Annotated in this window: 27 protein-coding genes; 9 read left to right on the top strand and 18 right to left on the bottom strand. The window is 59.5% G+C overall.

Annotation, left to right across the window (positions count from 1 at the left end; all coding sequences use genetic code 11):
* Nucleotides 1-38: 38 nt before the first annotated feature.
* The gene (locus tag GOX63_RS21955) at nt 39-848 is read right to left on the bottom strand and encodes a DUF6473 family protein (protein WP_254436061.1); all 810 of its coding nucleotides are present in this window, start codon (nt 846-848) and stop codon (nt 39-41) included.
* Between the two features lie 163 nt (nt 849-1011).
* On the opposite strand from GOX63_RS21955, the gene GOX63_RS21950 reads away from it, so the two are divergent.
* The gene (locus GOX63_RS21950) at nt 1012-1887 is read left to right on the top strand and encodes a 3-hydroxybutyryl-CoA dehydrogenase (RefSeq protein WP_170328295.1); all 876 of its coding nucleotides are present in this window, start codon (nt 1012-1014) and stop codon (nt 1885-1887) included.
* Nucleotides 1888-1967: 80 nt separating this feature from the next.
* Here the strand turns inward: GOX63_RS21950 and GOX63_RS21945 are convergent, their stop codons facing one another.
* From GOX63_RS21945 to GOX63_RS21915, 7 genes are read right to left on the bottom strand one after another with little or no spacing between them, the layout of a single operon-like run.
* The gene (locus GOX63_RS21945; protein ID WP_170328296.1) at nt 1968-2867 is read right to left on the bottom strand and encodes a lysophospholipid acyltransferase family protein; all 900 of its coding nucleotides are present in this window, start codon (nt 2865-2867) and stop codon (nt 1968-1970) included.
* A gap of 38 nt (nt 2868-2905) precedes the next feature.
* A complete protein-coding gene (locus tag GOX63_RS21940) occupies nt 2906-3175 on the bottom strand; it encodes an HPr family phosphocarrier protein (RefSeq protein ID WP_170328297.1) in 270 nt (89 codons plus the stop codon).
* A 2-nt stretch (nt 3176-3177) separates the two neighbouring features.
* Complete coding sequence (locus tag GOX63_RS21935; protein WP_170328298.1) at nt 3178-3585, bottom strand: PTS sugar transporter subunit IIA; 408 nt, start codon at nt 3583-3585, stop codon at nt 3178-3180.
* Nucleotides 3582-4475, bottom strand: a complete 894-nt coding sequence (gene rapZ, locus GOX63_RS21930; protein ID WP_170328299.1) for an RNase adapter RapZ — start codon at nt 4473-4475, stop codon at nt 3582-3584. Before rapZ ends, GOX63_RS21935 begins: the two co-directional genes overlap by 4 nt.
* Nucleotides 4460-4930, bottom strand: a complete 471-nt coding sequence (locus tag GOX63_RS21925) for an HPr kinase/phosphorylase (RefSeq protein WP_170328300.1) — start codon at nt 4928-4930, stop codon at nt 4460-4462. The genes rapZ and GOX63_RS21925 overlap by 16 nt, the downstream gene beginning before the upstream one ends.
* Nucleotides 4931-4934: 4 nt before the next feature.
* Entirely contained in the window at nt 4935-6653 is a 1719-nt protein-coding gene (locus GOX63_RS21920; protein ID WP_170328301.1) for an ATP-binding protein, read from the bottom strand.
* Between the two features lie 32 nt (nt 6654-6685).
* The gene (locus GOX63_RS21915) at nt 6686-7390 is read right to left on the bottom strand and encodes a response regulator transcription factor (protein ID WP_170328302.1); all 705 of its coding nucleotides are present in this window, start codon (nt 7388-7390) and stop codon (nt 6686-6688) included.
* Nucleotides 7391-7738: 348 nt separating this feature from the next.
* Between GOX63_RS21915 and GOX63_RS21910 the strand changes: the two genes are divergently transcribed.
* The 3 genes from GOX63_RS21910 (at nt 7739) to GOX63_RS21900 (ending at nt 10568) form a co-directional block, all read left to right on the top strand.
* Nucleotides 7739-9337: a phosphoenolpyruvate carboxykinase gene (locus tag GOX63_RS21910; RefSeq protein WP_170328303.1), complete on the top strand. Its 1599-nt coding sequence runs from the start codon at nt 7739-7741 to the stop codon at nt 9335-9337.
* 361 nt (nt 9338-9698) lie between these two features.
* Nucleotides 9699-9989, top strand: coding sequence for a hypothetical protein (locus GOX63_RS21905; protein WP_170328304.1), 291 nt, complete (start codon nt 9699-9701; stop codon nt 9987-9989).
* 27 nt (nt 9990-10016) lie between these two features.
* The gene (locus tag GOX63_RS21900) at nt 10017-10568 is read left to right on the top strand and encodes a hypothetical protein (protein ID WP_254436060.1); all 552 of its coding nucleotides are present in this window, start codon (nt 10017-10019) and stop codon (nt 10566-10568) included.
* Here GOX63_RS21900 and GOX63_RS21895 read toward each other — a convergent pair.
* Nucleotides 10565-11329: a sulfite exporter TauE/SafE family protein gene (locus GOX63_RS21895; RefSeq protein ID WP_170328305.1), complete on the bottom strand. Its 765-nt coding sequence runs from the start codon at nt 11327-11329 to the stop codon at nt 10565-10567. The genes GOX63_RS21900 and GOX63_RS21895 overlap by 4 nt on opposite strands.
* Nucleotides 11330-11474: 145 nt before the next feature.
* Here GOX63_RS21895 and GOX63_RS21890 point away from each other — a divergent pair, with 145 nt between their 5' ends.
* The 3 genes from GOX63_RS21890 to GOX63_RS21880 all read left to right on the top strand — a co-directional run bounded on the left by GOX63_RS21890 (nt 11475) and on the right by GOX63_RS21880 (nt 14312).
* On the top strand, nt 11475-13166 hold the full coding sequence (locus GOX63_RS21890) for an acyl-CoA dehydrogenase family protein (RefSeq protein WP_170547224.1): 1692 nt from the start codon (nt 11475-11477) through the stop codon (nt 13164-13166).
* A 160-nt stretch (nt 13167-13326) separates the two neighbouring features.
* Nucleotides 13327-13881, top strand: coding sequence for a hypothetical protein (locus tag GOX63_RS21885; RefSeq protein WP_170328307.1), 555 nt, complete (start codon nt 13327-13329; stop codon nt 13879-13881).
* Between the two features lie 38 nt (nt 13882-13919).
* Complete coding sequence (locus GOX63_RS21880) at nt 13920-14312, top strand: META domain-containing protein (protein WP_170328308.1); 393 nt, start codon at nt 13920-13922, stop codon at nt 14310-14312.
* Here the strand turns inward: GOX63_RS21880 and recO are convergent.
* Complete coding sequence (recO, locus tag GOX63_RS21875; RefSeq protein WP_170328309.1) at nt 14296-15021, bottom strand: DNA repair protein RecO; 726 nt, start codon at nt 15019-15021, stop codon at nt 14296-14298. The two genes, GOX63_RS21880 and recO, sit on opposite strands and share 17 nt — an antisense overlap.
* A gap of 225 nt (nt 15022-15246) precedes the next feature.
* Between recO and GOX63_RS21870 the strand changes: the two genes are divergently transcribed.
* Nucleotides 15247-15684: a hypothetical protein gene (locus GOX63_RS21870; protein WP_170328310.1), complete on the top strand. Its 438-nt coding sequence runs from the start codon at nt 15247-15249 to the stop codon at nt 15682-15684.
* Nucleotides 15685-15705: 21 nt separating this feature from the next.
* Here the strand turns inward: GOX63_RS21870 and GOX63_RS21865 are convergent, their stop codons facing one another.
* Together GOX63_RS21865 and era are read right to left on the bottom strand one after the other, a co-directional pair.
* Nucleotides 15706-16035 carry a DUF1491 family protein gene (locus tag GOX63_RS21865; protein WP_170328311.1) on the bottom strand — a complete coding sequence of 110 codons (330 nt, stop codon included), beginning with the start codon at nt 16033-16035 and terminating at the stop codon, nt 15706-15708.
* Nucleotides 16032-16940: a GTPase Era gene (era, locus tag GOX63_RS21860; RefSeq protein ID WP_170328312.1), complete on the bottom strand. Its 909-nt coding sequence runs from the start codon at nt 16938-16940 to the stop codon at nt 16032-16034. Before era ends, GOX63_RS21865 begins: the two co-directional genes overlap by 4 nt.
* Before the next feature lie 156 nt (nt 16941-17096).
* Between era and GOX63_RS21855 the strand changes: the two genes are divergently transcribed.
* On the top strand, nt 17097-18473 hold the full coding sequence (locus tag GOX63_RS21855) for a multicopper oxidase family protein (protein ID WP_170547221.1): 1377 nt from the start codon (nt 17097-17099) through the stop codon (nt 18471-18473).
* Between the two features lie 121 nt (nt 18474-18594).
* Here the strand turns inward: GOX63_RS21855 and rnc are convergent, their stop codons facing one another.
* Genes rnc through GOX63_RS21825 form a run of 6 tightly spaced genes read right to left on the bottom strand, consistent with a single transcriptional unit; the run spans nt 18595 to nt 22494 of the window.
* A complete protein-coding gene (gene rnc / locus GOX63_RS21850) occupies nt 18595-19275 on the bottom strand; it encodes a ribonuclease III (protein ID WP_170328314.1) in 681 nt (226 codons plus the stop codon).
* Nucleotides 19272-20111: a signal peptidase I gene (gene lepB, locus GOX63_RS21845; RefSeq protein ID WP_170328315.1), complete on the bottom strand. Its 840-nt coding sequence runs from the start codon at nt 20109-20111 to the stop codon at nt 19272-19274. Before lepB ends, rnc begins: the two co-directional genes overlap by 4 nt.
* A 56-nt stretch (nt 20112-20167) precedes the next feature.
* Nucleotides 20168-20587, bottom strand: a complete 420-nt coding sequence (gene acpS / locus GOX63_RS21840) for a holo-ACP synthase (RefSeq protein WP_170328316.1) — start codon at nt 20585-20587, stop codon at nt 20168-20170.
* Nucleotides 20584-21057, bottom strand: a complete 474-nt coding sequence (locus tag GOX63_RS21835) for a hypothetical protein (RefSeq protein ID WP_170328317.1) — start codon at nt 21055-21057, stop codon at nt 20584-20586. Before GOX63_RS21835 ends, acpS begins: the two co-directional genes overlap by 4 nt.
* Complete coding sequence (locus tag GOX63_RS21830) at nt 21057-21803, bottom strand: pyridoxine 5'-phosphate synthase (protein ID WP_170328318.1); 747 nt, start codon at nt 21801-21803, stop codon at nt 21057-21059. The genes GOX63_RS21835 and GOX63_RS21830 overlap by 1 nt, the downstream gene beginning before the upstream one ends.
* Nucleotides 21796-22494, bottom strand: a complete 699-nt coding sequence (locus tag GOX63_RS21825) for a DUF2062 domain-containing protein (protein ID WP_170328319.1) — start codon at nt 22492-22494, stop codon at nt 21796-21798. Before GOX63_RS21825 ends, GOX63_RS21830 begins: the two co-directional genes overlap by 8 nt.
* Between the last annotated feature and the right edge of the window lie 4 nt (nt 22495-22498).

Below are 22498 nucleotides of genomic sequence, written 5' to 3'. Positions count from 1 at the left end.
GAAAGATATGGAAAGGCCCGCCAATTGGCGGGCCTTTTTCAGTTCAGGTTCCGAATGGGACCAACCAGCGCGTCGGCAATGGTTTTATGCGCGGCTGGACCAATCATATGCTCCGCCATCGGCTGTTGCAGCGTGCCGAACAACATATCCTCAAGCTCATCCGATTGACCGGACACATGGGCCGCGACCTCGACACAGTCGGCAATGTAGGGTCGGACGGCATCCAACATCTCAGCCGTTACCGTGACCGGCACCCTTTGGCTGTCGTTGTCCTGCAAGACGCGAAGGCCCAGCAGAATAACCGGCACCTCAAGCCTGCCCAGTAGATCGTTGACCTTTCGAACCCAGTTTCGGCGCAACTCCTCGGCCACAACTTCGAAACGGGCGTCCTGATAGCCCTGCAGCAGGCGCATCAGGTGGCACACGAAATGGACATCGGCAAAGTCCACCTCGGGGTACAGATCGATCAGATCTGGTGTTGGGGCCAGAACCCGATCGTTGCGCCGGGGATGGACGCGATAGAAGTGATTCGACTGGCTCAAGACACCCGGGGCCTGAAGAATGCACAGCTCTGCCCCGTTCAGCAGCGAGAACAGCCCCGCATCGCCGCAGAGCGCGTCCAGCCTGCAGAACAAACTTCCCAGATTCAGACACCGCCGGTCCAGCCTGTCTTCGAGAATCGCCGCAAAGGGGCGTTCGACAAACCGTCCATAGGTCTCATCACCGCCAGCGCAGACCATGTAGGCCGTGTCCAACGACCGTTCAGGCCCGCGAAACCAAAGGCGCGATTCTCCGTACTGGCATACGTCATGCCCGGCCCCCGCCGAGCCTGTTTGATGATAGCTCATAACACTCACCCATTTTTCACCCAATTGCCATCTTGCAGCCCCATGTCTTTAGAAAGTGCTAATGTGCGCATTTGAAGCAAATTGGATGGGTTCGATCCCCTTGCCGCCCCTACCGATCTGCCGGTACTGTCCACACAATCCCGAGACACAGAGGCATCAGAAAATGGATGTAAAATCAGTCGGAGTGATCGGCGCAGGCCAGATGGGCAACGGTATCGCCCATGTTCTGGCGCTGGCGGACTATGATGTTCTGCTCACCGATGTGAACCAGGACGCGCTGAACGCAGCCGTGGCGACGATCGAAGGCAATATGGCGCGTCAGGCCTCGCGTGGGAAAATCACGGATGACGCGATGCAGGCCGCGATGGGGCGGATCAAGACAACGTTGCAACTGCCGGAACTGGGGCAGACGGATCTGGTGATCGAAGCCGCCACCGAGCGTGAGACGATCAAACAGGCGATTTTCGAGGACCTGCAGCCGCATCTGCAGCCGCACACGATTCTGACCTCGAACACCTCGTCCATCTCGATCACGCGCCTGGCCAGTCGAACGGACCGGCCGGAAAAGTTCATGGGGTTCCACTTCATGAACCCGGTACCGGTTATGCAACTGGTCGAATTGATCCGCGGCATTGCCACGGACGAAGAGACCTTTGGCACCTGCAAGGCCGTTGTGGACCGCCTGGGCAAAACTGCCGCCAGCGCCGAAGACTTCCCTGCCTTTATCGTGAACCGCATCCTGATGCCGATGATCAACGAGGCGGTCTATACCCTGTATGAAGGTGTCGGCAACGTTCAGTCCATCGACCAGTCGATGAAGCTGGGTGCAAACCATCCGATGGGACCGCTGGAACTGGCAGATTTCATCGGGTTGGACACGTGTCTGGCAATCATGAACGTGTTGCATGATGGGTTGGCCGATACCAAGTACCGCCCCTGCCCGCTGTTGACCAAATATGTCGAAGCCGGGTGGCTGGGCCGTAAGACCGAACGTGGATTCTATGATTACCGGGGCGAGGTTCCGGTTCCGACACGTTAAGGCAGAGGGGGCCAGCCCCCTCGCCCGAATGCTTTCCGGGCTCACCCCCCGGGATTTTTTTGGCCAAGTTAAGAGGCGGATCAGCCTTTGAGCATTTGGCCCAGCGACAATGTGTGCTTTCTGAGCCAGGCCATGAAGCCGCGCGGGTCGCGTTCCAGCAGCTGCATATCCTCGTCCGAAATCGGCTCGCCGATGACCGGGGATTGCGGTTTGTTGCAGGAGCGCACGATTTCATGCAGCAATAGCCCCTGCCGCAGTATCGGAGACAGCTTGTTGGCGATCTGATAAGCGCGCGAGTTGCTGCCGGGGAAGAAGATCGGCACCACCCGGGCACCAGACCGCCGGATCATCTTGGCGGTGAATACGTTCCATTCCTGCTCTTGCGCGGGTCCGAACCAGTCATCCGATGACATCACCACACCCGATGGGAACAGGGCCACAACGCCGCCTTCTTTCAGGTGGTCCATCGCCTTGCCGCGCATTTCCAGCATTTTGGCCTGCGCATCGGGATCATGCGGGAAGGGCACCGGGATCATGAAAGAGGTGGCCGCTTCGTCCAGTCCCGTCAGAACCGAGCGGGTCAGGATGCGGTAATCGCTGCGCACCTGACCGATCAGCTCGGCCAGAATCATGCCATCGACCATGCCATGGGGATGGTTGGCGACCACAACCACGGGGCCTTCTTTGGGGATGTGCGCCAACTGTTCCTGCGGCGTGGTCAGGTCGATGCCCATGACCTCGAGCGCACCACCCCAGAACCGCTGACCGCGGTAGTATTCGTTCTTTTTCTCGAACTTGTTGACCATGCGCAGAATGGTCAGCTTGCCTGTGCACCATTCGATGGCGCGAATGGCCGTGGACGTCCAGGCATCGTCGAAAGAATTCGCGTAGGTCAGGGTTCTACGGTCGTAGATTTCGCCCTGATCCGCTGTCCCATCCACCATCGGGCCTGTCTTGGTCTCGTGCGTCGTTTCCGCCAATTCCTGGTCTTCCCGTTCTTCATATGCGGCTGGTTAGGTCAGAACCCTTCCCCGAACTTGTCGTTCACCAGGGTTTCCAATGCATCAGCCAACGCCTCAGCATCCGGTCCGGACGTCTCGACGTCAATAGTCGTTCCGCGCGAGGCTGCCAACATCAAAAGGCCCATAATGCTGTCGCCCGAGGCAGAAAAGCCGTCCTTGGACACTTCGGCCTGTGCGTCAAAGCCCTCAACCACCTCAACCAGCTTGGCCGAGGCGCGGGCGTGCAGGCCTTTTTCATTAATGATTTTCAAGCTTCGATTGGTCATTCTTAATCAATCCGGTCTTCTTCCAACGTCACATTTTGCGCATTGATATATTTGCGTCCAGCCTCCATCGCCTGCCGCACGGCATCCGCGATGGGCAGGTGGCGGGTTTTAGCCAGTTTAATCAACATAGGCAGATTTGCACCGTAAAGAATACGGCGATCCTGCGGCGCACAAGCCCGCAGACTCAGATTCGACGGGCTACCTCCGAACAGATCAGTCACGACAACCACGCCATCTCCGGCATCGACACTGTCAGCGGCCGCACAAATTTCGGCCTGTTTGGCCTCGCGATCATGATCGGCTTCGATCGAAATCGCGACCAGGCCGGGTTGCTTTCCGACCACATGCTGCATGGCGGCCAGGTATTCCTGTGCCAGCCCACCATGTGCTACGAGTACAATCCCGATCAATCCGGCCTCACATTCAACGATCGACGTTCCATTTCGCGGTGCCTAATTGCCACTTGCTGCCCCTCCTCTGCAAGGGCCTTTGCAACTGCTTCGGCCATGGCCACCGATCTGTGTTGCCCTCCGGTACAGCCGAAGGCCACAGACAGATGCGCTTTGCCCTCAGCCCGAAAGGTCGGCAGCAAGAGTTTGAGCAGGTCAACAACCCGGTCAAAAAACGGCGCATAGTTTGTATCCGACTGAACATAGTGCGCCACGTCAGGGTTTCGACCATCTTCTGCCCGCAGCTCCGGGCGCCAATAGGGATTGGCCAGAAACCGGCAGTCGAACACCATATCCAAACCCCGCGGCAGACCGCGCTTGTACGAAAACGACTCGATGGCGACCGCCAGATGCCTGCCGCCTTGGGGTGCAAACCAGTGCTCGACCTCTTCGCGCAATTGATGGACGTTCAAAGGGCTGGTATCGATCAGGATATCGGCGATTTCGCGGATCGGGGCCAGCAGCTCTTTTTCCTGCCGAACGCCGGTTTCCGGGCTGGCATCCGCTGCAACCGGGTGCCGGCGGCGGGTTTCCGAGAACCGCCGCAAAAGAACATCGTCACTGCAATCCAGATACAGCGTCGTCAGATCGACCTGTTCCATCCGCCGCAATCTGATGGCCAGTTCGATAAAGCCGGTGGTCGAGAAATCACGGTTGCGCGCGTCTATACCCAGTGCCATCGGGCGGTCGCTTTGCGGGCCTTCCAGCAAGCGCATCAACAGACCCATCGGCAGGTTGTCGATGGCCTCGAAACCCAAATCCTCGAGAACACGGATCGCCGTCGAGCGACCAGCGCCCGAGGGACCGGTCACCAGGACGATGCGCCGTTGCGGTGTCATATGCTGGGCCATTCCGGGTCCACGCGCCCCATCTTCAACAATTGCATAAGTGCCGCAGCCAAATTGGGCACACCCGCCGCCCGAAGCAAGGGAACAGTTTGCCTCAGCACCACGGTTTCTGTCGGCTCTGGCAGGCGCGCCGGTTCGGTCTGGTCAAGATCCACAACATAGCTGACCGGCGTTGCCCCCGCATCCTGAGCGCGTAGCAAACCGACGCCGCGCGCCTCGATCAATCCGCGCAGGTTTGGAGCGGCATCAGCCATGGCCTTTTCGCCGACCATACGCAGCTCTACCCTGTCATCACTGACCAGCTCGGCCCCAAGCGCCATCATTTGCAAGGCCAGCGCCGATTTGCCCGCCCCTGAACGCCCGAGGATCAGCGCGCCACGTCCACCAACGGCAACACATGTGGCGTGGAGTATGGATTTGTCCTGATTCCGGATGTCAAAAAGGGTCTGGCCGCTCATACGTTTACACGGGCAGGCCGACGACGAAACGCGCGCCTTGCGGATCCGACGTGATGTCCGCCTCGGTCGGGCGGATATTCTCAGCCCAGATCACGCCGCCATGCGCCTCGACAATCTGTTTCGAGATCGCCAGCCCGAGACCCGAGTTGTTGCCGAAATGTTCAGCCGGGCGTTGCGAGTAGAACCGCTTGAAGATTTTGGTCAGCGCCTGCTCCGGAATGCCGGGGCCAGTGTCTTCGACCACGATCAGGACGCGGTTTTCGCGCCGCCGCACCCAGAGCCGGATGGCATCGCTTTCCTCGCAGAAGGAAATCGCGTTGGTGATCAGGTTGACGAAAACCTGCGCCAGACGCGCCTCGAGCCCGTTGATTGTTATCGGCTTGGAGGGCAGGTCGGTGATATAGTCGATGCCCTTGGCGCGGGCGTCTTCACCTAGAAACTGGCTGATATTGCCTAACAGCTTGAGCAGGTCGAAAGGCTGTTCCTCTTCCTTGACCAGTTCGGCATCCAGTCGGGACGCGTTCGAGATGTCGCTGACCAGACGATCAAGCCGCCGCACGTCATGTTCGATCACACCCAGCAGTTTATCGCGCTGATCCTCGCGCTTGACCATGCGCAGGGTGCCCACCGCCGACTGCAGACTGGCCAACGGGTTCTTGATCTCATGCGCCACGTCCGCAGCAAACTGTTCATTGGCGTCGATGCGGCTGTACAGCGCCGTCACCATCCCCCGCAGTGCACGGCTGAGGCGTCCGATTTCATCCGGGCGCGCGCTGAGGTCGGGGATGCGGATACGGCCCGGGTTGACCCCGGCGCCCCGATCCTTACCCATTTCAGCGGCTGCTGCCAGATCGGCCAGCGGGTTGGCGATGGTCGAGGCCAGCACAAGGCTCAGCCCGACAGACACCAGTAACGCCACGACAAACATCTGCAGAATGCGTTCCTGTTCGCGCCGGGCCAGCGCGTCGATCTCACCGGCAGGACCTGCCATGGCGACCGCGCCAACCGACGCTCCGTCCAGCAGAATCGGCGCCGCGCTGACAATGACGGTTTGGCCCATGTCATCCTGCACCGCCTGCACCTGCATCTGGCCCTGCAAAGCCTGTGGAATGATCTCCTGCACTCTTTGCGCAAGGGTCGGTGCATCAGTACCGCCCCCGCCGGCAAAGACCCGGGACAAACCGGTCCAGACCGCATTCAGCGCGTCGCTGATCAATGTACTGCCGGTTTGAACCTCGGCTTCAGACCCGAGAAGAACCGGCATCTGCGACGAGGTCGATGCCCCGCGTGTCCAGCCAATCAGGGTTCCACCGCCGTCATAGACAAAGACCTCGCCTCCGTCAGGAAGGCTAAGGCCTGCAAGCGTGTCCTTCACGTCCAGCGCCGCCGTTTCCGAAGAGCCGGCGGCCTGGCTCTGACGCAGCTGGGCCTCGAACACGTTGCTGACCAGCTGTGCGTCCCCGATCAGGTTACGCGCGGTCTGCTGGACCTGCTCTTCGCGGGAAGAGTCAAGGTACAGCAAACCGGTGACAAGGATGAACAGCGCGATCAGGTTGAAGGTGATAATCTTCCGCGCCAGCGGTGAGCCGCGCAACGAAAACAGGTTGCGCCGACGACGCCTAGCGCGCAGCTCGGCCGACTCCGGATCCTGCGGGATGACCCAATCATCCCCGAGAACGACATCTCCGTCCCGTACTTCGATGGCTTGTTCCGTATCGCGCACCAGATCCGGTTACCCTTTTTCAGCGGCCAAGCTTATTCTTCGTTGTACCGGTACCCGATGCCGTACAGCGTTTCGATGGCCGAAAACTCGGGGTCTGCTGCCCGCATCTTCTTCCGCAAACGCTTGATATGGCTATCGATGGTCCGGTCGTCCACATAGACCTGATCGTCATAGGCGACGTCCATCAGTTGATCGCGGCTTTTGACGAAACCTGGACGCTGCGCCAGCGCTTGAAGCAGCAGGAACTCGGTCACGGTCAGAGAGACGTCCGTTCCTTTCCAGCTTACCGCATGGCGCAACGGGTCCATCCGCAATTCGCCACGTTCCATCACCTTGGTGTCGCCGGTATTGGCATTGGTCACATCGCCTGCGGTCGCTTCCTGCCGGCGCAAAAGCGCGCGGATACGTTCGACCAGCAAACGCTGCGAGAAAGGCTTTTTCACATAGTCGTCCGCGCCCATGCGCAGGCCCAGCACTTCATCGATCTCATCATCTTTCGAGGTCAGAAAGATCACCGGCATCTGGGTTTTTTGCCGAAGCCGCTGCAGAAGGTCCATGCCGTCCATGCGCGGCATCTTTATATCCAGCACGGCCATGTCTGGCAGTTTCTTGTTGAATGCATCCAGGGCCGCTTGCCCGTCATTATAGGTTTCGACCTCGAATCCCTCGGCTTCGAGCGTCATGGACACAGACGTCAGAATGTTTCTGTCGTCGTCCACCAGTGCAATCTTTGACATCGGGATTACCCCTATTCCTGCTCACTCATGCAATATTTCGCTTATTAGTAAGGCATCTTTGTCGGTTTTACGGCTGCGAATCAATCCGTATCTGCGAATCGCACGATTGTTGTCACACAGCTGCGGCAAAAAAGCCGTTAATCGGCGCAGAAAAGCGCCTTGTTTTTCGACAGGAAATTCCTGATGGCGCTAAACCTGAGCTTGGTTGCGCTAACTGCGTCAAACCCTCCTGTTCATGCCCCAAACGACCGTGATAAGACGCGCCCAGCCGCCGGACCTTCCCGGCACACTGCCCCAAGAGCGCACGTGGCCCCAACTGCCGCAGCGCCGCCACAGGAGAAGACACACATGACATCTGGACGGGTTAACCCGCAATTCCGCCTCGAAGATCAGGGCATCGAGGGTCTGGGCAATGTCTATTACAACTTCATGGAACCTGCACTCATCGAAGAGGCGCTGAAGCGTGGCGAAGGCACCCTTGGCAATGGCGGAGCCTTTCTGGTCACCACCGGCAAGTTCACTGGCCGGTCGCCAAAGGACAAGCACGTCGTCAAAACCGACAGTGTTGCCGACAGCATCTGGTGGGAAAACAATGCCGCCATGAGCCCCGAGGGCTTCGACGCACTCTACGATGATATGCTGGCCCATATGAAAGGCCGCGATTATTTCGTGCAAGACCTCGTCGGCGGTGCCGATCCGGCCTACTCCATCAACGTGCGCATGGTCACCGAGCTGGCTTGGCACAACCTCTTCATCCGCCACCTGCTGCGCCGTCCGGATCGCGAGGATCTGAACGAGTTCATCGCCGACTTTACCATCATCAACTGCCCCAGCTTCCAGGCCGACCCAGCCAAGCACAACTGCCGCAGTGAGACCGTGATCGCGCTGAACTTTGATCGCAAGATGATCCTGATCGGCGGCACCGAATATGCCGGCGAGAACAAGAAATCCGTGTTCACCCTGCTGAACTACATGCTGCCGGAAAAAGGCGTGATGCCGATGCACTGCTCGGCCAACCACGCCGTTGGCAACCCGGTGGACACCGCTGTGTTCTTCGGCCTGTCGGGCACCGGCAAAACCACCCTGTCCGCCGATCCGTCGCGCACCCTGATTGGCGATGACGAGCACGGCTGGTCGGATCGCGGCACCTTCAACTTCGAAGGCGGCTGCTATGCCAAGACAATCAACCTGAACGCCGAAGCAGAGCCCGAAATCTACGCGACCACCAGCAAGTTCGCCACCGTGATCGAGAACATGGTCTTTGACCCCGAGACCAAGGAACTGGATTTCGACGACGACTCGCTGACCGCGAACATGCGCTGCGCCTACCCGCTCGAGTATATCTCGAACGCCTCCAGCAGCGCTCTGGGCGGTCACCCCAAGAACATCATCATGCTGACCTGTGACGCGTTTGGTGTTCTGCCTCCGATCGCACGGCTGACACCGGCGCAGGCGATGTACCACTTTCTGTCCGGCTTCACCTCGAAGGTCGCCGGGACCGAGCGTGGCGTCACCGAGCCGCAGCCGACCTTCTCGACCTGCTTTGGCGCGCCGTTCATGCCGCGTCGGCCCGAGGCGTATGGCAACCTGCTGCGGGACAAGATTGCCCAGCACGGCGCGACCTGCTGGCTGGTGAACACCGGCTGGACCGGCGGCGCCTATGGCGTTGGCTCGCGTATGCCGATCAAGGCCACGCGCGCCCTGCTGACCGCGGCGCTAGACGGGTCGCTGCGCGATGCCGAATTCCGCAAGGACGCCAATTTCGGCTTTGACGTCCCGGTTTCGGTGCCTGGCGTGGCCGAGGTTCTGCTGGACCCGCGCCGCACCTGGGACGATCAGGCCGCGTTCGACAAACAGGCGGAAAAACTGGTGCAGATGTTCGCCGAGAACTTCGAGCAGTACCTGCCCTTCATCGACGAAGACATCAAAGCTGTCGCAATCGGCTAACGGAAAAGGGGGCGGTTTCGCCCCCTTTTTCTTTTGGATGTATCGTCGCGAAGATATCTCCCGCAGGTTGTATTGCGCACAAAACGGTTACAAATCCGTTGCCCGGGACCGCTTCATGGGTTATTTGATGACGTCATTATGACAAAAAGGTCCGGCGCATTTCCGCACCGGACCGAACTTGAAAAGACCTTGGGGCGGCTCGAGCAGACGATCACATCAGCAAATTGAGCAACCTAATCAGATATGTACTGTATTACAAAGGGAAAAAGTGTCAAGATGAGACGTGCTGAAATCACTCAGATCAGTGTGTCGCATTCGTCGCGGACACGCGGCTGATGGCACCGGAATCGATGGGTAGAATATGACTGAAATCTCGAAACTGACCGAACTGCGCAAGCTGATGCAAAGCATGGAGCGGACGCTGGGGCTGGAGCAGCTGTCTCCGGTTGAGCGTGATATCTATTATGCTGCCGAAGAGCTGTCCAAATCCGACGAAGAGGTGCGCACCTTCGGACTGATCGAGCACACACTTGTTCAAAGCGTCTCGCGCCCGACCTTCTTCCGCGCGCTGAAATCGCTGGTGCAGAAAGGCTATCTGTCGCAAAGCGGCAGCGCCAACCGGGGCCGGTATATCGTTCATGCCCCCAAATGACGCCTTGAACCTGCGCACAGGTAGCTGATGATCGACTTGCGCAGTTGGGTGACTGACACTTTCTGGGCCTCACTGGCCTATGTTGTGGCATCGTACCTTACATTTCAGGTACTGATGCCACTTCAGAATGTGTTCTTTCCGGAATATCCAAGTAGGGCCAGTCTTCTTTTCCTGCCGCACGGCGTGCGGGTTCTGTCGGCGTGGCTGCTGGGATGGCGGGCGATCTTCGCACTTCTGCCGGGGGTTTTTCTGGTCTTTGCCTTTCTCGGCGGCAGTGATGTATTCCTTCCAAGCCGGTTAATGGCGATCGTCATTGCCGTCACCACGGTGCCAGCCGTGTTTTATCTGTGCAAATGGGCAGGCTGGGACCTGTTTCCCCGCCCCGATCGCAAGCCCTGCTGGTCTTGTGTCATGGGGGTTGGGATCATCACATCTTTTCTTGTTGCCGGCCTGACTAATCTGGCCTTCGGCAGTGCGCGCGTGGAATACGTTGCCTTTTTGATCGGCGACATCTCGGGCCTGTTTTTCCTGATGCTGGGTCTGTATTTCACGTTCCGGTTCGCCGACCGTCACAGCTAACCCAGCAACCCGCGCCGCAACAGGTTCACACCTGCAATCAGCAGAACCAACAGGGTAACCTTGCGAAACACTGCCTGATCAATGCGTGACTGCAGCCCCAGCCCGATCCACATTCCGGCCAGCGCCGGGAGGATCAGGACTGCGGAAAACGGCACCGTCTCGGCCCGCAGAATGCCAGAGCCCAGGTGCGCCAGCATCAGCGCCACCGCCCCCAGACCGTAGATCACCCCCTGCACCCGCATCTGCACCGCTTTGGGCGTGTTCAACGCAGTCAGGTAGGCAACGGTCGGCGGCCCCCAGATGCCGGACATCCCGCCGATAAACCCGGCAACCGCGCCAATCCCAACCTCAATCCGTGCAGATTGTTTACCAAGGGACAGCTGCACCCCCAGCACCTGTATCAGCGCAAAAAACGTGACCGGTATGCCGATCATCAGCAAAAAGGTCCGGGCAGGTACGGCGCTGACCAGCTGAGCGCCGAGCAGCAGGAACACAAACCCGACGATCAGAAAGACTCGGAACTGCTTGATTGCCGAAACGGCGGCGGGCAGTCCTTCACGCAGGGCCTGAACGCTGTTGGTCACCAGTGTTGGCAGGATCAGCCCGGCAATCGCCAGATCGGGCGGCAGGAACATACTGAGCCCGGAAATCAGAACCATCGGCATGGCAAACCCAACCATGCCTTTGACCCACCCCGCCACGAAGGCGACGATCAGGGCCAGCATCAGATCTTGCGGAGTGAGCAGGGAAAACAGCGTCATACGCCCGTGATATCACTCTTGGCGGGCGCTGCACTGCAAAATCGTCAAAGCAATTTTCGAACTTTTTAGCCGCAGTTCACGTATTTTTGTTGCGCTGCACGTGCAGCATGATATGACCGGACGACACCAGAGAAGGACCTGATTCATGGCCCATGACGGACAGGATATGACCCAGATGACAACATCCGCGATTTTGCCCGAGCTTCTGACGTTGACCCGTGCCGCCCTGCCCGCGGTCGAAACCGTTTTCGAACGCGCCCGCGATGCAGTTCGTGAGATGGTCACCGAAGACGGCCGGGTCTCTGGCGCGCTGATCGAGGCGAACCAGACCGCCGCGCATGGTCTGGCTTGGCTGGCGACGTACAACCAGTCTCTGCAACAGATGCAACGCTGGGCCGATGCGCTGGCGGCGGACGGCAAGTTCGGTGAGATGGAGCAGTTGCTGCACCAGATCGCCTTTGGTGAGTACCTGCATCAGGTCGCAGGCGGCATCCCGATGAATCAGGGTGAGGTCGTACGCCTGCAGGATATGGGCCTCGGCTGGGACGCGCTGTCGGGCTTCCAAAGCACTGAAGTGCAGACGCTGATGGCGCAGGCCAACTCGCAGGCCGCTCGTACCCGTCTGGTGGCGCTGATGGAAGATCAGGCGGGGGCCACCATGTTCGGCGCCTCGGGTCTGGATGAAGAGCTGGAAATGATCCGCGACCAATTCCGCCGCTATGCGCAGGAAAAGGTCGAACCCAATGCACATGACTGGCACCTCAAGGACGAGCTGATTCCGATCGAGATCATTGAGGAACTGGCCGAGATGGGTGTCTTTGGCCTGACCATCCCCGAAGAATTTGGAGGCTTTGGCCTGTCCAAAGCTTCGATGTGTGTGGTGTCCGAGGAACTCTCGCGCGGCTATATCGGCGTCGGCTCGCTGGGCACCCGCTCCGAGATCGCGGCCGAGTTGATCATCGCGGGCGGCACCGACGAACAGAAGGCCAACTGGCTGCCGAAACTGGCCAGCGCGGAAATCCTGCCGACTGCCGTGTTCACCGAGCCTAACACAGGATCGGACCTTGGCAGCCTGCGCACCCGCGCGGTCAAGAACGCGGATGGCGATTATGAAATCACCGGCAACAAGACATGGATCACCCACGCGGCGCGCACCCATGTGATGACCCTGCTGGCCCGCACCAATCCCGACACCACCGACCACCGTGGTCTGTCCATGTTCCTGGCCGAGAAAACGCCGGGCACCGACGAGAACCCCTTCCCCACCCCCGGCATGACAGGTGGCGAGATTGAGGTTCTGGGCTATCGCGGCATGAAGGAATACGAGCTCGGCTTTGACGGTTTCAAGGTCAAGGGTGAGAACCTGCTGGGCGGCGAAGAGGGCAAAGGCTTCAAACAGCTGATGGAGACCTTCGAATCCGCCCGTATCCAGACCGCAGCCCGTGCCATCGGTGTGGCCCAGTGCGCGCTGGATATCGCCATGCAATACGCGCAGGATCGTAAGCAATTTGGCAAGTCGTTGATCAACTTCCCCCGCGTGTCCGGCAAGCTGGCGATGATGGCGGTTGAGATCATGATTGCCCGTCAGCTGACCTATTTCTCGGCTTGGGAAAAGGATCACGGCCAGCGCTGTGACCTTGAGGCCGGGATGGCCAAGCTGTTGGGCGCGCGCGTGGCCTGGGCGGCTGCGGATAACGGTCTGCAGATTCATGGCGGCAACGGCTTTGCACTGGAATACAAGATCAGCCGTGTCCTGTGCGATGCGCGCATTCTGAATATTTTCGAAGGGGCTGCCGAAATTCAGGCACAGGTCATCGCGCGGCGTCTGCTGGGCTGACCTTTCTCGGCATTCCTGTTTCCCCGACTGGCCCGGCCTTTGTGCCGGGTCTTTTTCTGTTGGGTGCCGGTTGTGATCCGCTGACGCGCAAACTTCCCCTTTGATCTTAGACGGCAACCCGGTTACAGCACCCTGCGCTTCAAAAGGAATGGCTGCAGGAATGACCAGACGACTTTTCGCACTTTGGGCGGTCCTTGCGGCCCTCGTCCTGAGCGGCTGCGCCAAGACACAGCCAACCGCCACACAGAACGATATCGACGATCTGGCGCAGGCCATTCAATCCCTCGACCCAAAGGTCGATCCGGCCGAGGCGCAAAAGGCCGCGACAATCGCCTACACCTATTCACAACGGTTGAAGCAGGAATGGAACGTCACCGACTCGGCCATCATTCACAATGCCAAGGTCATCAATGGCTTCCGTGAAAAGGGCCTGTGCAACGACTGGGCACAAGCAATGACGACGCGCTTGCGGCAGGAAAACTTCCGTACGCTGGACCTGCACTGGGCCACGTCTCCTCCGACGCAATTCCGGATCATCCACCACTCGGCCCTGATCAGCGCCAAGGGGGATTCCATGTATGATGGGATCATCCTTGACCCGTGGCGTGCAAGTGGCGCGCTGACATGGGCCTCTGTGCGAGAGGATACCAAGTACAACTGGCGTCCGCGTCTGGAAGTGCGGGAAGAGTTGATCAGCGGCGAACTGCCTTACTAGCGGTTCCGTCGACCGCCCTGCTGCGCTAAGACCGACCCATGACACGCCTGATCCTGATCCTGCCCCTGCTTGCCCTGTTTCAATGCGACAAGGATGAGACGGTCGCCGCCTATGGCGCGGCAGACCAGACATGGGCGCTGCAAGAGATTGACGGGCAGCCTTACGAGGCCAGTGCCCTGCTGCGCTTTCCCGAGACCGGTAAGATCGAAGGCAACGCCCCCTGCAACAGCTACAGCGGCACCCTGAACGCGCCCTACCCGTGGTTTGAGGTCACGGATCTGACCGCCACCCGCGCCGCCTGTGCCGGGCTCGAGGCCGAGGGCTTCTATTTCGCCGCCCTCATGGCCATGACCCTATCCGAAGTGTCAGGCGATGTGCTGATCCTGCGCAACGATGACGGGCACGAGATGGTGTTCACAGCCGTCGAGTGAACCGATCCACAAACCGCGCTCGCGCCTCGGGCAGCGGATGATGGCCCAGCGACGGCGCGACCCGGTGCTCCAGAAAATACCCGGTGGTCTTTAGGGCATCAGCAATTTCGGCGTCCGGCGCGGCCCCTTCGCCACGCAAACAAGGCGGCAGGGGCAACAACTTGTCCGCCCACTCCCCCGCCCCTTGGGCGCTGACGGCCCGACCGGTCTTGGGTGAGACATAGACCAACCCTTCGGTGGTCCCCGTCGCCGCACAGGCGGACAGGTCCAGACCAAAACCCAACTCCTCAAGCAGCGCCAGTTCCCAGCGCAAATAGGCCAGCGGCCAGATCTCATCCTGGCCCAACAGGTCCATCAACTGTTCGGTCTGCTTGTAGATCGCCGGATGCGGCTCGCGCTCGGGCAGGCAGAACGACAGCAACGACACCACCGCGTTCAACCCGGCCAGTGCCAGCCGCCCCGAAAACGCCGCCGCCGCCCGCGACCGCAGGGGTTCCACCTGAAACGTCCCGATATGCTCCTCAAGCCGCGCGCGCCAGAGCACATCCAGCTGCGCGCCAGGCTGCAGGATCGGAGCAATCTTACGGCTGGTCCCACCGCGCACGACACCAGCATGACGACCGTGGCCCTCGGTAAAGACCTCAATGATCGCCGCTGTCTCACCATGGCGGCGAGAGGTCAGAAGTATGCCGTGGTCGCGCCAGTCCATTGCCGAAAGCTGTTTTCCCAAAGCATTGTGGATGCCGAAATGTACCTACTGCCTTCCAAGACAGAAGATCAGGCTACCCAGTTCAGAGTGACTATGAAGCAAACGCGCCACATTCATATACAACAATTTCATTTATGACTTACTCGCGTTCAACACTCAAATCATCCATGACAAGAGAGTATTCCGAAGAACTTCTCATTTAACGAACCCATTACGAGACTAAGAATGCTCCTAAGATCGCTCCTAATCTGCTTCGCAGCATTTTCACTTACGGCGTGCTCTACGGAAGATGGGCTTACTGACAAACAATTCTGGGAAATCACTGAAAGCTGCAACGGCCAACAGCTTTGCACCTACGCAAACGTCTTTGTCTTGGCGTTTGGAACGCTTGTTGGAGAACCCGACAAAGATGGTTTCGAAGTAACTGAGGTCACCACTGATGGAAAGACGGTTTTTATTGAAGCGTCTATCCCTGATGCACAATTTGATGAATACAACTCGTTACCGTCAATGAGCCCGGATAACATCAGACTTGCAGACCACTTCGACGGTTGTCGAGATGAAGCCATCCGAGAGTTCCTAGAACTGGGCGGCGTGCTAAAAATCAATGTCTACAACAGTTCAGGCGACAGCGTTATGGAGGAAGCTTCAGGGCCCTGCTAAAACTCTGTGCAAATGAGAAGTCTACTCCAACCCGTCTTCGCCCAAAAGATGCCGCCCCTGCCGGTCCTCGACCTCAATCACCCAGAGGTCGGGGTCAAAGCTGCGCTGGCGTCCGATTGCGGTGTCCACATCCGCCTCGGGGCCGGAGGACAGTTCGACCCATTTCCGCTCACCACTCATCAGGTCAAAGCTGCGCTGGAAGGCCGCTGCCTGACCATCCAGCGTGTTCAGTTTGATTAGAACCGCCCCCGCCGTGTCGTCGCCATGGGCCACGACAAAGGCCGGGATTTCCTGAAAACGAAGCCGCGCCAGATAGGCGTGGACCCAGAATTCAGCCGTCAGGCGGCTCATGTGTTGCCGTCTTTGAAATCCAGACCCATTTCCGAATAGCGTTCGGATTCCTCCAGCCAGTTGGGCCGGACCTTGACCTGCAGGAACAGGTGGATCTTGCGGTCAAGGAACTCTTCCAACTCGGCCCGCGCGGCCTGGCTAACAGCCTTGATCGTCTCACCACGTTTGCCCAGAACGATGCCTTTGTGGCCGTCGCGCATGACATAGATGACCTGATCGATCTTGGCGGAACCGTCCTTGCGCTCCTCCCAATTCTCGGTCTCGACGGTCAGTTGGTAGGGCAGTTCCTGATGCAGGCGCAGGGTCAGCTTTTCTCGCGTCATCTCGGCCGCGATCATGCGCAAGGGCAGATCAGCGATCTGGTCTTCGGGGTACAGCCACGGCCCTTCGGGCAGTTCCGAAGCGAGCCATTTGCGCAGATCATCCACACCAAAGCCTTTTTCGGCTGAAATCATAAAGGTTTCGGCAAAGGGATAGCGCCCGTTCAGGTCGCTGGTCAGTGCCAGCAGCTTCTCGGAGGGCACCTTGTCGATCTTGTTGATCGCCAGCGCGACGGTGCGGCCCTGCCCGATTTCCTCCAAGCCTTCGAGGATGCGTTCGACCCCTTCAGTAATGCCACGATGCGCCTCAACCATCAGCACAACGACATCGGCATCCGCAGCCCCGCCCCACGCGGCTGCAACCATGGCGCGATCCAGTCGGCGGCGCGGTTTGAACAGGCCGGGCGTATCGACGAATACCAATTGCGCATCACCTTCCATCGCAACGCCACGGATGCGGGCGCGCGTGGTCTGCACCTTATGCGTCACGATCGAGACCTTGGCCCCGACCATGCGGTTCAGAAGGGTGGATTTGCCTGCGTTGGGCTCTCCGATCAGGGCGATAAATCCGGCGCGTGTGGTCATGTTCAATGCGATCCTGTTTGCAAGTGCGCATCCCTATAGCAGAAAGGCCCGGCGGGCCAGAGGGATTTGTCGCATTGCCGCCATGCGGTTACGGTGGCAAAACCCGATCAAGCCGCGCCAGTCCCAGCCAGGCAATTCTTCTTATGTGAGGCAACAATGAAACGTCGCGAGTTTCTTTTCGGCAGCGGAGCCGCCGCCGGCGCGTTGGGCTTGGGTGGATTCGGACTGGCAGCGGGGGAACAGGAACTGGTTGTTCAATCCGCCAGCTTTGCGCTGCGTGATCAGGTGACCACCGGTATGGTCAGCCTATCGCCGGACGCACCACCACCGGTTCTGTATGGCAAACAGGGTGAAGTGATACGGCTGCCGGTGCGCAACACCCTGCCCGACTACACGGCGATGCACTGGCATGGGCTGCGAATTCCCAACGGTATGGACGGAGTGCCCTATCTGACCCAGATGCCGATCGGACCGGGTGAGGTGTTTGACTATGAATTCACGCCACCGGACGCGGGCACCTATTGGTATCACCCCCATTGCATGACGATGGAACAGATGGCCCATGGCCTGACCGGCGTGATGGTGATAGCCGAAGCTGAAGACCCCGGGTTTGACAGCGAACAGGTGGTCAATCTGCGCGATTTCCGACTGGATGATGATGGATCCTTCCTGCCTGCCTACACGACGCGCGGAGCCGCGCGGGCGGGTACATTCGGCAATGTGCAGACGGCGAACTGGCTGAACGGATCGATCTATGATCACTCTGCTGGTGGTTTGGTGCGGTTGCGGGTGGTCAACACGGACACGGCCCGCATCTACAAGATCCATTTGCAGGGCGCCGAGGCCCGGATCATCGCTTGGGACGGCCACCCGGTCGAGATTGAGGTGCCAATGCCCAACGCCGAGGCCCCACTGTTGGTTGGCCCCGGGCAAAGGGTGGATTTCGCGGTACAGATGCCTGCAGGCGAAGGGCAGACCGTTGACCTGATGGCAAAGTTCCCGGGCCAACCACATCGCGCAATGATGCGGTTGCGAGCAACCGGGGCGTCTGTGTCGCGCGACCTGCGCGAGTTGCTGCCCTTGCCGGTAAACCCGGTGACCAAACCCGATCTGAGCAAGGCCAAGATGCATGAGTTTGTCTTTGGCTGGACGCCCGAAGGGGGAGAACCGACCAATGGGTTCTGTGGCTCTCTCGGGGCCAATTTCTGGTCAATCAACCGGAAACCATGGCCCGGTGACGCGGTACAGAGGGTTGGCCCTCTGGCGACGCTGGCGAAGGGCAAAAGCTATGTCCTGCGGCTGCGCAACGAGTCGCCGAACCTGCATCCAATACATTTGCACGGTCTGGCCTTCTTACCGTTGAAATCGAACCAGCGCAGCCTGCCACCCCTCATGACAGACACGATGCTGCTGTTGAAGGATGAAGTCGTGGACATTGCCTTGGTTGCGGACAATCGCGGCGACTGGGCGTTCCACTGCCATGTGATCGAGCATCAGAAAACCGGGCTGACGGGCTTTATCCGGGTCATCTGAGTTTCGAATTGGCTACGCCAATCCGACCGGCAGGGGGCCAGCCCCCTTGCCCTGACTTCATCCGGCCACCCCCGAGATATTTTTGGTCAGATGAAGAGAATCCCTTTGTCGCTCGGGGCGGTTACTTCGGTAGGCTTTCCAGCAAGGCCTTGGCCGCGGCCTGTTCGGCCTGACGTTTTGATCCCGCGGTGGCCTGCGCCTCGGTCCCGTCCTGCAGGCGGGCGGCGATGGTAAACACGGGCGCGTGGTCCGGGCCGCTGCGTTTGACCTCGACATAGCTGGGCGGCTTCTGCCCCCGCGCCTGCGCCCATTCCTGAAGCGAGGTCTTGGCATCACGGGCATCGGCCTCGACCGTGTGGATGCGGTCGCCCCAAAGCGCCAAGATCACGTCACGCGCGGCCTCGAACCCCGCATCGCGGTAGATGGCGGCGATGACGGCCTCCATCGCGTCGCCCAGCAGAGCCTGTTTGCGACGACCTCCGGACAGCATCTCGGACCGGCCCAGTTTCAGCACGGCACCCAGGTCAATCTGTCGGGCAACGTCGGCGCAGGCCTCTTTGCGAACCAGCGCATTGAAACGGGGGGCAAGCTGGCCTTCTGAGGCTTTCTTGTCGGCCTCAAGCAGCGCGGTGGCCATCACAAGGCCCAGAACACGGTCGCCCAAAAACTCCAGCCGCTGGTTATCCGGCCGGGTGGCCGACGAGACGGACCCATGCGTCAGCGCGCGGACCAGAAGTCCGGGGTTGGAAAATTCATACCCCAAACGCTGCTGAAACGCTTTTATGTCTGCCGAGAGCTTCAATTGACCGCCTTGAAGAAACGATCACCGCGCCATGTCCAGAAGAACAGCATCGACCGGCCCGCGGACGAGAACATGATCCGATCGGCGCGACCGATCAGGTTTTCGTAAGGCACATAGCCCACCCCGCCGGCGGAGAGCGGAAGGCGGCTGTCACTGGAATTGTCGCGGTTGTCACCCATGAAGAAATAGTGGCCTTCGGGCACGGTATAGATGCCGGTGTTGTCGGACGCCTGATTGCCGATATTCAGCACATCGTAGCTAACGCCATTTGGCAGGGTTTCAATCGATCGGGATTTTTCACACTCGGCGCCAACACCCACCGGTCCGTTTTCACAGCGCGGGCGCAGGCGTTGCGGGCCTTGCGGAGCGGCCGTTTCGGTGAAGACGCCATCAGGTTTTTGCGGGACCGGCGTGCCATTGAGGATGATCTGACCCTCGCGGATTTGAATGCGATCACCCGGCAGGCCGATCAGGCGTTTGATATAGTCACGCCCGGTGGCAGGGTGACGGAAGACGATGACGTCGCCACGCTCGGGCTCCCCGCCCAGAAAGCGGGTGTTTTCGTCGCCCTGCATCCAGCCACAGATGTCCTCGGCGTCGATGTCCAGGCCGATGCGGGGAATGATCAGGCTGGGGCAGGACGCGTAGGAATAGCCGTAGGCCATCTTGTTGACGAACAGGAAATCCCCGATCAGCAAGGTTTGCTTCATTGACCCCGAGGGAATCCAGAACGGCTGAAAGAACAGGGTGCGGAAAACGCCCGCGATCAGCAGGGCATAGACGATGGTTTTGATCGTCTCCCATACGGGATTTCCGGTTTTGACGTCCTCGGCCATACTGCTCTCCGGTCCTTGCGTTGTTGGGTGCTACATGCGGGGCCGAGGGGGGCAAGTCAAGGCTGCCCGCCTTGTTCTTGCAGCGGTCGCGCCTCGATCACGACAAAGGCCTGCGCCCAAGGGTGATCATCGGTCAGGGTGACGTGGATGATTGCCTCGTGCCCTTCGGGCGTCATCTCTTTCAGACGTTCGGCGGCCCAGCCGGTAACGTGCATGACCGGCTGGCCGGTGCGGAGGTTGGTGACCGCCATATCCTTCCACGCGATGCCCATGCGCAGACCGGTGCCCAGCGCCTTGGAACAGGCCTCTTTCGCGGCCCAGCGTTTGGCATAGGTTCCCGCTGTATCGGCACGGCGTTCGGCCTTACGTTGTTCTATGTCAGTGAATACGCGATTGCGAAACCGATCCCCGAAGCGGTCGAGCGTGCCCTGAATGCGGTCAATATTCGCAAGATCTGTGCCTATGCCCAGGATCATACGCTTCGGTTCTTTTTCTTCAGGAACATCGCAAAGCCCCTTTTGACGCCAAGCATAAAGGCAAATCGGCACAGAACGAATGAGATGAAACCGACAACGCCGATCTGGACGGCGTATCGCATCAGCGCGGTTTCGTCGGCCATCAGCGTCCAAAGCCCCAACGCGAAAACCTGAAACAGGAATAGCGCCAGAACGATACAAAGCCCGGTCAACACCATCTTTCTGGCAACGACCCAGCTTTTGAATGACGGGTCGCAGTGCTTGCCGGTCCGACCGGCCCACAACCCGTATAGGAATGCCGCAACCACAAGTGCGACACTCATTGGCAATAGCGGGAAAGGCAGATCAAATTCAAATACGCGCCTGATGATGGAAAAGACCACCAGAACCGCAAAGACGAGACCGACATAAGTGACGTGGTCAAGCCTTACAGTGGCTTCTTTCGTGGGAGAGGGAATCTCTCGAGCCATTATGCCCGCGCCTCATCCATCAGCCGGCGCATCTCGGCAATGGCGGGCGTGAGGCCGCGAAAGATAGCCTCTCCGATCAGAAAGTGGCCAATATTCAGTTCACGCACCTCGGGGAAGGCAGCAATGGGTTTCACCGTGTCATAGGTCAGACCATGACCCGCGTGCACCTCAAGACCCAGTGAATGGGCAAAGGCGGACATGTCACGCAAGCTTTCAAGCTCGCGAGCGGCCTCGTCCATACGGCCCTCGGCATGGGCGTCGCAATAGGCGCCGGTATGCAATTCGATCACCTCGGCCCCAATACGGTGAGCGGCCTCAATCTGGCTCTGATCGGCGGCGATGAAGATGGATACGCGGCAGCCCGCTTCGCGCAGCGGCGCGATGTAATGGGCCAGCTTGTTTTCCTCGCGCGCGACCTCAAGCCCGCCTTCGGTGGTCCGTTCCTCGCGCTTTTCGGGCACGATGCAGACCGCGTGCGGTTTGTGTCGCAGCGCGATCTGCTGCATCTCGGGCGTTGCGGCCATTTCAAAGTTCAGCGGCACCGACAGAATCTCCATCAACCCGTCGATATCAGCGTCCGAGATATGACGGCGGTCTTCCCGCAGATGGGCGGTGATGCCGTCAGCCCCGGCTTCTTCGGCCAGTTTGGCGGCACGCAGCGGGTCGGGATAAGCGCCGCCACGTGCGTTGCGCACAGTGGCCACGTGGTCGATATTCACACCCAAACGCAGGTGGTTGTCAGACATCGCTTGGTTCCTTTTCCGAGTTACGCTCCGAGCCTACAGGAGGAGCAACCGGCACGGCCACCTTGGTTTCCGCCAGCCGTTTGATTTCATCGAATTTTGCCTTGATCCGGGCGCGGCGGCGCTGCTGATAGGTCCGAACCACCGGCAGGCTGAGATAGTAGCAGATGAACCCCGCCAGAAGCCCGGGCAGGATGCCTCCGATCAGATAGGGAAAGAACACCTCATCGTAAAACACGGCAAGGCCGCGCCAATCGGCAACGCGGTCTGTGAACATCGCAAGGAAATTGTTCTTCAGGTCGCTCAACGCCTTGAAAAAACTGTCCATCAGGCCGTGGGTTTCGCCTTCGTCAAACTCGTCACCCAGCAGGTAGTTTCCGGTTTGCAGACAGACGACGCCGATAGGCACATAGGTCAGCGGATTGCCGAAAAATGTACCGCTGAGCGACGCCAGCAGGTTGCCGTTGATCAGGCGGCTGATAACGGCCGCGATAACGAAGTGAAACCCGTAAAACGGCGTGAACGCGGTGAACACGCCCGCCCCGACGCCGCGCGCGATGCGTTCAGGTGAATCCGGCAGGCGCCGGATGCGGTGTTTGACGTAGTGAAAGGCGCGAGTCCAGCCACCGCGCGGATAGACAAACTCCGAAGCGATCCGAATGGGCGAGCGTCGGTCTCGGCGCTTGAAAACCACTCCT

It is taken from the genome of Ruegeria arenilitoris (assembly GCF_013031355.1).
Classification (GTDB): domain Bacteria; phylum Pseudomonadota; class Alphaproteobacteria; order Rhodobacterales; family Rhodobacteraceae; genus Ruegeria; species Ruegeria arenilitoris_C.
This window is presented reverse-complemented; position numbering and strand designations above follow the sequence as displayed.

Bases quoted from the DNA above. Each gene is read 5' to 3' on its own strand.
- GOX63_RS21955 (WP_254436061.1), bottom strand. From the start codon at position 848: ATGAGCTATCATCAAACAGGCTCGGCGGGGGCCGGGCATGACGTATGC.
- GOX63_RS21895 (WP_170328305.1), bottom strand. From the start codon at position 11,329: ATGACGCTGTTTTCCCTGCTCACTCCGCAAGATCTGATGCTGGCCCTG.
- GOX63_RS21870 (WP_170328310.1), top strand. From the start codon at position 15,247: ATGCTCCTAAGATCGCTCCTAATCTGCTTCGCAGCATTTTCACTTACG.
- GOX63_RS21910 (WP_170328303.1), top strand. From the start codon at position 7,739: ATGACATCTGGACGGGTTAACCCGCAATTCCGCCTCGAAGATCAGGGC.
- rapZ (WP_170328299.1), bottom strand. From the start codon at position 4,475: ATGGCCCAGCATATGACACCGCAACGGCGCATCGTCCTGGTGACCGGT.
- GOX63_RS21900 (WP_254436060.1), top strand. From the start codon at position 10,017: ATGATCGACTTGCGCAGTTGGGTGACTGACACTTTCTGGGCCTCACTG.
- GOX63_RS21880 (WP_170328308.1), top strand. From the start codon at position 13,920: ATGACACGCCTGATCCTGATCCTGCCCCTGCTTGCCCTGTTTCAATGC.
- GOX63_RS21950 (WP_170328295.1), top strand. From the start codon at position 1,012: ATGGATGTAAAATCAGTCGGAGTGATCGGCGCAGGCCAGATGGGCAAC.
- GOX63_RS21940 (WP_170328297.1), bottom strand. From the start codon at position 3,175: ATGACCAATCGAAGCTTGAAAATCATTAATGAAAAAGGCCTGCACGCC.
- GOX63_RS21885 (WP_170328307.1), top strand. From the start codon at position 13,327: ATGACCAGACGACTTTTCGCACTTTGGGCGGTCCTTGCGGCCCTCGTC.
- GOX63_RS21835 (WP_170328317.1), bottom strand. From the start codon at position 21,057: ATGGCTCGAGAGATTCCCTCTCCCACGAAAGAAGCCACTGTAAGGCTT.
- GOX63_RS21865 (WP_170328311.1), bottom strand. From the start codon at position 16,035: ATGAGCCGCCTGACGGCTGAATTCTGGGTCCACGCCTATCTGGCGCGG.
- acpS (WP_170328316.1), bottom strand. From the start codon at position 20,587: ATGATCCTGGGCATAGGCACAGATCTTGCGAATATTGACCGCATTCAG.
- recO (WP_170328309.1), bottom strand. From the start codon at position 15,021: ATGGACTGGCGCGACCACGGCATACTTCTGACCTCTCGCCGCCATGGT.
- GOX63_RS21890 (WP_170547224.1), top strand. From the start codon at position 11,475: ATGGCCCATGACGGACAGGATATGACCCAGATGACAACATCCGCGATT.
- lepB (WP_170328315.1), bottom strand. From the start codon at position 20,111: ATGGCCGAGGACGTCAAAACCGGAAATCCCGTATGGGAGACGATCAAA.
- GOX63_RS21830 (WP_170328318.1), bottom strand. From the start codon at position 21,803: ATGTCTGACAACCACCTGCGTTTGGGTGTGAATATCGACCACGTGGCC.
- GOX63_RS21925 (WP_170328300.1), bottom strand. From the start codon at position 4,930: ATGAGCGGCCAGACCCTTTTTGACATCCGGAATCAGGACAAATCCATA.
- GOX63_RS21855 (WP_170547221.1), top strand. From the start codon at position 17,097: ATGAAACGTCGCGAGTTTCTTTTCGGCAGCGGAGCCGCCGCCGGCGCG.
- GOX63_RS21905 (WP_170328304.1), top strand. From the start codon at position 9,699: ATGACTGAAATCTCGAAACTGACCGAACTGCGCAAGCTGATGCAAAGC.
- era (WP_170328312.1), bottom strand. From the start codon at position 16,940: ATGACCACACGCGCCGGATTTATCGCCCTGATCGGAGAGCCCAACGCA.
- GOX63_RS21915 (WP_170328302.1), bottom strand. From the start codon at position 7,390: ATGTCAAAGATTGCACTGGTGGACGACGACAGAAACATTCTGACGTCT.